At 67.2% G+C, this 6,616-nt stretch carries 6 protein-coding genes; all 6 read right to left on the bottom strand.

What is annotated here, in order from left to right; genetic code table 11:
- Positions 1-168 precede the first annotated feature (168 nt).
- Positions 169-1,311 carry an amidohydrolase family protein gene (locus OXF11_00550; GenBank protein ID MCY4485597.1) on the bottom strand — a complete coding sequence of 381 codons (1,143 nt, stop codon included), beginning with the start codon at positions 1,309-1,311 and terminating at the stop codon, positions 169-171.
- On the bottom strand, positions 1,308-2,492 hold the full coding sequence (locus OXF11_00545; GenBank protein MCY4485596.1) for an amidohydrolase family protein: 1,185 nt from the start codon (positions 2,490-2,492) through the stop codon (positions 1,308-1,310). The genes OXF11_00550 and OXF11_00545 overlap by 4 nt, the downstream gene beginning before the upstream one ends.
- Positions 2,493-2,523: 31 nt before the next feature.
- On the bottom strand, positions 2,524-3,519 hold the full coding sequence (locus OXF11_00540; protein ID MCY4485595.1) for a tripartite tricarboxylate transporter substrate-binding protein: 996 nt from the start codon (positions 3,517-3,519) through the stop codon (positions 2,524-2,526).
- A 134-nt stretch (positions 3,520-3,653) separates the two neighbouring features.
- Positions 3,654-4,157 carry a tripartite tricarboxylate transporter TctB family protein gene (locus OXF11_00535; protein ID MCY4485594.1) on the bottom strand — a complete coding sequence of 168 codons (504 nt, stop codon included), beginning with the start codon at positions 4,155-4,157 and terminating at the stop codon, positions 3,654-3,656.
- Between the two features lie 5 nt (positions 4,158-4,162).
- Complete coding sequence (locus OXF11_00530; protein ID MCY4485593.1) at positions 4,163-5,650, bottom strand: tripartite tricarboxylate transporter permease; 1,488 nt, start codon at positions 5,648-5,650, stop codon at positions 4,163-4,165.
- A gap of 21 nt (positions 5,651-5,671) precedes the next feature.
- Positions 5,672-6,616: cupin domain-containing protein (locus tag OXF11_00525; protein ID MCY4485592.1), on the bottom strand; the 945-nt coding region annotated here is incomplete at its 5' end.

Below are 6,616 nucleotides of genomic sequence, written 5' to 3'. Positions count from 1 at the left end.
GCCCATGGCTCCGCCGATGTCCTTTGGGGTCAACATGAGTCACCTCCTTGACTGAAGCTGTTTTTGTCGAATCCTGCGTTAGTGAACCCACTATACCCACAATGAGGTTCATCCATCAATCATGTAAACAGTCGGTCGAAGCGGGCCGCGAAGGGTCTGAAACGTCGGTCACGCCGCCGCGGGCTCGATGCCGTAAAGCCCGGCGGCGTTGTTCCACAGGATCTTCTCGCGGGTCCCGTCGGTGACGCCCCGGAAGCAGCGCTCCACGGTCTCGCGCGTGCGCGGCCAGGTGGACGTGGTCAGGGGCAGGTTGGTGGACCACAGGAGGTGGTCTTCCCCAAGGTAGCCCACGAAGGGCGCGATCTCGTCGAACCACGCGGTGAGGTAGCACTGGCGCTGGAACATCTCCGAGGGCTTGAGGTCGTAGCCTTCGCGCGCCAGGCCGTCGTGCTCGAACTGGTGGTCGGCCCATTCCAGGTACAGCATGGCCCAGCTCAGGGCGCTCTCCGCGAACACCAGCCGCAGGCCCGGGTGGCGCAGCAGCACGCGCGAGAAGGACAGGAGCGAAAGCACGTAGACGCTGGACATCGGCCGCGTCACCGCGTCCACGGCGTCGGACAGGGCCGGGGAGAGGCCGGAGAACGCCGGGTAGAGCAACCGCGGCGAGGCCCCGGCGTGGAGCGACACCGGCACGCCCATCTCCTCGCATGCGCTCCACACGGGATCGTACTCGGGGTCGCTCACGTGGGGCACGTCCCGGAGATGCATGGGCAAAGCGGGGAAGACGATGCCCCGGTGCCCCTTGCCGACGGCCCGCTGCATCTCCGCGGCCGCGGCCTCGGGCGGCCAGATGGGCACGATGCACTGGGGAATGAACCGCGGGCTCGCGGAGGCCCACTCTTCCAGCAGCCAGTCGTTGTAGGCCTGGACGCAGGCGCTCTCGAGCTCCGGGTCGTCGAGCCGGCCGAAGGCTTCTCCGGCCATGCCGGCGACGGTGGGGAAGAGCACGGAATAGGCGATGCCCGCGGCGTCCATGGCCTTGAGACGCTCTTGGGGCGACCAAGCCGCGGAGGGCACTTCCTCCCAGCATCGGGGTTCCCGGTTCCGGTCGGGCATGAGCGCCCCGGCGGCGGCGACCTTGCCGTCGAGGAGCGGCTGACCGTCCGCCACCCAGCGCTCGGCGCCGTCGGCGTCGCGTACGACGTGCGGGACGCGGTCGCCGAAACGGCTCCGGGAGAGCCGGCTGGTCCACAGGTCGGGCGGCTCCTGGACGTGGTCGTCGACGCTGACGAAGTCGCGGCCCTGGCTCACGCGCGCGCTTCCACGGGTTGGGCGCCGCGCTCGGCCGCGCGCGGCACCGCGTCCATGCGGTATACGCGGACGGCGTTCTCGTAGAGCAGTTTGCGGCGGTCTTCGGCGGAGAACCCCTGGAGCACGTCTTCCACCGCTTCCCAGGAACGCGGGTAGAAGGCGGTCACGTGCGGGAAGTCCGATTCCCACATGAGGTTGTCGATGCCGATGTCGTGGCTCAGCTTGATGCCCTCGTTCTCGAACCAGAAGTTGGTGAACATCTGCCGCCGCACCACCTCGCTCGGACGCGTGCCCAACCCCTCGGTCCACAGGTGGCGCGTTTCCCATTCGTGGTCGCAGGCGGCCAGCACATAGTTGAGGCCGCCGATGCCGGCTTCGGCGAATACGAACTTGAGGCGCGGGAAGCGCTCGGTGACGCCGCTGAAGACGAGGTGCGGAATGATCTGCGCCGGTGTCGTCGCGGAGGTGGCGGTCATGGCCGCGTGCCCCTGCCGCGGGGAGTAGCCGCTCCAGAAGCGCGTGGAACGGCCCGCCATGAGGCCGCAGGAGCCGTGGAAGTGCACCGGCACATCCAGGCTCTGGCACGCATCCCACATGGGGTCCCAGTAGGGATCGGTGAGATGGGGCAGCGAGCCCGGCGTCTCGCCCTGCAGGTTGATGCCGCGGTGCCCGGCCGCGGTGGCCCGTTCGATCTCGCGCCGGATGGTCCCGGGGTCGCTCAGGTACGGGATGATGGTCACCGGGAAGTAGCGGTCGCTGACCGTGGTCCACCGCGCCAGGGAGTCGTTGTAGGCGCGTACCACGTCCAGCTCGAATTCGGCGTCTCCGTACTCGAAGAACGTGCCGCCCGGAGGGTTGGGGAACAGCACCTCGGCATCGACGCCGTCGGCGTCCAGCGCCTTGAGCCGCTCCGCCGGGTCGTACGCCATCACGGGCATCTCGTCCCAGTGCTGCGGGTAGGTGGGAAAGGGGTCGCCCATGAGCGCCGGGCAGTTGCCTACGTGGTCGCCCCGGGGCTTGCCGTAGACGCACCAACGGTCCACCTTCCGGCCCTTTTCCTCCACTTCCCGCACCTGCGGGATGCGCTCGCCCCACTTGGCCGCGGACATGCGCGAGGTGAACGCGTCGCGGTCGAAGCCGCTGTGGGAATCCGCGCTGATCAGCCCGAACTTGATCTCCATGGTTCTGCTCCGAATGTTGCGAGCCCCGCCCCTACTTCAGTTTGCCCACGTATTTCCGCTCGATGACGTGCTTGAGCTGCTTGGTGGTCTCGGCGTTGAGGTCCAGGAACGGTTTCAGCGTCTTCTTGAGATCATCGGGCCCCGTCCACTCCACCACGAGCTTCATCTTGGCGGCTTCCTTCTGCGCCTTCTCCAGTCCCGTGATCTTCTTGAGCGCGGCGCTCAGGAATTGCTGCCGCGCCTCGGGCACGCCGGGGGAGGCGACGACCGTACCGAAGATGTCCGAGAAAGACAGGGCGTAGCTGCGCCACGGCTCCTTCGCGCCCAGGTCCGCCAGCGAGGGCACGTCCGGCGCGCGCTTGTCCTTGACGAAGGCGAACGCGATGTTGACCCGGTCCTTGAATCTCAGGCCCGTGGATATGGAAGCGGTGGTGGCGTCGAGCTCTCCGCGCGCGATCGCCGCCATGCGCTCCGAGGAGCCGCCGTAGCCCGGCACGATGGTGACGGGCAGGTCGAACATCTCGGCGATCATTCCCTCGTTGAAGGGGGAGGAAGCGCCGATGCGGATGCGCTTGAGCTTGCGCAGGCCCTCGATGTCCGACGGCAGGTCCTTGCGCACCAGCAGGGCGGTGTTGGTGCGGATGACCCGCCCCAGATAACCGAACTTGTCGTAGTCGTACTTCACTCCCTTGCGGCCGAACAGGTCGAAGGCCACCAGCTTGGTGTGCGCCGTGAGCAGCGTCAGCCCATCCGGCGGCAGCCGGAACAGCCTGTTGTAGCCGGCGACCCCGCCGCCGCCCGGCAGGTTGCGCACGATGGTCTTGGCGCCGGTGACCGCGGGCAGGTGCCGCGCCATCCAGCGGGCGCGAATGTCGAAGGTGCCGCCGGGCGAGTACTGCACGAGCATCGTCATGCGCTTGCCCTTGAAGAAGTCCGCGGCGTTTTCCGCCGCGCCTGCCTGGGCGGCGAAGAGCGCGACGCACGCTAAAGTCAAGGTCAGCCATGTCCAGGTCGATTTCGTCTTCATGAGGGAACCCTCCCGGTTCGTTCGATGGTTGGTTTCAGCCGTGTCACGATTTGATTCGTTCTTTCCTATACGCGTGGGTCGCGAGAAATGTCAACGAAGGGCCGCGGTTTCTGGGTCGGTCGAAGGACGCCATCTCATGCCGCCCATCGCCCGAGCACATGGTCGAGCAGATTGTCCGGCCATCCGACGTGGAGGACGGCGTCGAACAGGCCGAGCACCAATCCCGTCAAGAGCCCTGTCAGGATTAGTGTGACGATCCACCCCGCGCGGCTGAAGCGCCGGAAATAGAACAACATGAACAGCGGCACCGACAGCTTGAAGCCGATGAGCAGGATCGCCGCCAGGAAGCCCAGGGCGCACAGATAGAAGGTTCCCGCCCGCTGCACCACGAGACGGGTGGGCACGGAGCGGTCCACCTCGATGTCGCGGATGCGTTCGCGCGGCTCCTCGTCCTCGTCCGCGCTGCCCTTGAAAAATGCGTCCTTGGTGAACTGCGCGGCGGCGACTACGAGCACCGGAATGGCGATGGTCAGCGGAAAGAGTTTGGTGGCGAAGGGCCATCGCCAAGCCGTGGCCACGGCCGCGGCCAGGAGCACCAGGAAGAACGCGTCGAACAGCAGGGAGACGGCCTTTTGCATGGAGGTCAGGGGTTGGCGCGGGCGGCGACCCGGTCGCGGTACTGCCGGATCGCCGGCGCGGCCAGCGCGGCGACGATGAGCAGGGCCAGCACGATCACCCAGGGGCGCGCCATCCAGGCCCAGCCGTAGGTCAGGATCGAGATGTAGAGGTACTTCTCCACGGTGGAGCCGAGCACGAAGCCGATGATGAGGGGCGGCCGCGGCCAGCCCTGCCGCTTCATGGTCCAGCCCAGCAGCCCGAAGAACAGGAACAGCACGATGTCGGCGATGTGGCGTCGCGCCATGAACGCGCCCAGGAACATGATCACCAGCAGCACCGGCGCCAGGAGCTGGGCGCGGATGGTGGCGATGCGCGCCAACTGGTCGGTGAACAGGAAACAGGTGCCGGTGCCGATGATGTTGGCCAGGGCCAGGCTCCAGGAGATGGTGAAGATGACGTCGAGGTGCTGGTTCAGCATCTCCGGGCCGGGGGTGAGACCCTGGATCTCCATGGCGCCCAGGAACAGGGCCATGCTGGTGCTGCCGGGAATGCCGAAGGCCAGGGTGGGGATCAGGCCGCCGCCGTCCTTGGCGTTGTTGGCGCTCTCGGGCGCGATGACGCCGCGCACGTCGCCCTTGCCGAAGTTGTCGGCGTTCTTCTCGGTGTGCAGGGCGTGGCCGTAGGCGAACCAGTCCACCACCAGGGTGCCGAGGCCCGGGATGATGCCGATCCACACGCCCAGGGTGGCGGAGCGGATCACCAGCCACCAGTGCCGGAACGCGTCGCGGACTCCTTCCCAGCGGCCCTTGAGCCGGCCCAGGGCGCCGGAGTCGATGCTTTTGCCGGAGACCAGGAGGTCGGTGACCTCGGCGAGGCCGAAAAGGCCGAGAGAGATGGGCACCACGTGGAAGCCTTCCCACAGGTAGACTTGGTCGAAGGTCCAGCGTTCGACGCTCAGCATGGGGTCGGTGCCCACGGTGGCGAGGAGCAGGCCCGCGCCGCCGGCGATGACACCCTTCATCAGCGCCGAACCGCTGAGGCTCGCCACCATGCACACGCCCAGCACGGCCATCATGAAGAACTCGGGAGAGCCGAAGGTGAGGACCAGGGGGCTCAGGATGGGAATGGACAGGGTCAGCAGCAGGGCGCCGAAGATGCCGCCCATGGCGGACACGGTGAAGGCGGCGCCGAAGGCGCGGCCTGCCTCGCCGCGCTTGGCCATGGCGTGGCCGTCGATGATGGTGGCCTGGGAGCCCACGGTGCCGGGGACTGCGAAGAGCACCGAGGGGATGGTGTCGGAGGTCGTGGTGACCGCCAGCATGCCGATGATGAAGGCGAAGGCGGAGACCGCGTCCATGTCGAAGGTGAAGGGGAGCAGCAGCGCCAGCCCGGTAACTCCGCCGATGCCGGGGATGACCCCGAGCATGAGCCCGAGGAAGGTCCCGGCGAACAGCATGAAGAGGTGCACCGGGTCGAGGATCTGGAGGCTGGCCTGCGCTATGGCGTCAAGCATTCAGGGGTCCGTGGTGTCGCCCTAGTCCTCCTCGCTGTAGAGGTTCAGGCTCTCCAGCACCGGGCGGTCGGTCACCGAGAACAGGATCGCGGGCTCGGTTTGGGAGTCGTTCCGGAAGTGGTGCCAGTGCCACGATGGGACCACGAAGCAGTCCTGCTCCGTCCAGGTCATGGGGTTGCCGTTGTTCTTGTCCTTGCCCGCCACGGTGGTGCCGGCGCCCTGCATCACGTGGTAGATGGTGCTGCTCGTGTGGCGGTGGGGGCGGGTCGATTCGCCCGGGCGGAGCCATTGGACACGGCAGTCGATGGTGGGCATGGTGGGGCCGCCCGTGACGGGATTGGCGTATTGCAGCAGCACGCCGTCATGGGCGTCGCCGTCCGAGGATCTCGCCAGTTGCTCCAGCACGGGCAGGGTGTCGCTCCACTTGTAGGTGTAGGGCAGGGCGTGGTTGCCGGGACTCTCGGTGAGCGGGCGCACCGCGCCGAGGCGGTGGCGGCTGTAGCCCTCGGACTTGGTCACCGGCTGGGCCGGTCCCTCGCCGTAGTTCTCGTGGAAGTTGGCGTCCAGGTGGTTCATCAGGTGCACGTCGAGCACGTCGAGCCACACGATGTTGCTCTTGCCCTGGTTGTAGTGGTCATGCCAGGTCCAGCTCGGCGTCAGTACGAGGTCGCCGGGCTCCATGTGCATCTCTTCTCCCTCCACCGTGGTGTAGCCGGAGCCGTCGCCTTCCACCACGAAGCGCAAGGCCGCGGCCGTGTGCCGGTGGCACTCGGCGCGCTCACCCGGCTTCACGAGCTGCACGGACATCTGGATGGTCCGGGTGGTGGACTTGAAGGCGGTGAGCCCGGGGTTCACGAGCTGTACGGTGCGGCGCTTGGCGGCCTCGTCGATGTGCCCGAGCTTCACCACCTCGCCGGATTCCATCAGGCAGGAATAGACCACCGGCCAGCGCCACAGGTGGGGTTC

Source organism: Deltaproteobacteria bacterium (assembly GCA_026712905.1).
In the GTDB taxonomy this organism is placed as follows: Bacteria; Desulfobacterota; Binatia; order UBA9968; family JAJDTQ01; genus JAJDTQ01.
The sequence above is the reverse complement of the archived record's forward strand: the minus strand, read 5'-3'. Positions and strand labels throughout refer to the sequence as shown.

Coding starts and splice junctions, on each gene's coding strand:
- OXF11_00545 (MCY4485596.1), bottom strand. CDS start 2,492: ATGGAGATCAAGTTCGGGCTGATCAGCGCGGATTCCCACAGCGGCTTC.
- OXF11_00540 (MCY4485595.1), bottom strand. CDS start 3,519: ATGAAGACGAAATCGACCTGGACATGGCTGACCTTGACTTTAGCGTGC.
- OXF11_00535 (MCY4485594.1), bottom strand. CDS start 4,157: ATGCAAAAGGCCGTCTCCCTGCTGTTCGACGCGTTCTTCCTGGTGCTC.
- OXF11_00530 (MCY4485593.1), bottom strand. CDS start 5,650: ATGCTTGACGCCATAGCGCAGGCCAGCCTCCAGATCCTCGACCCGGTG.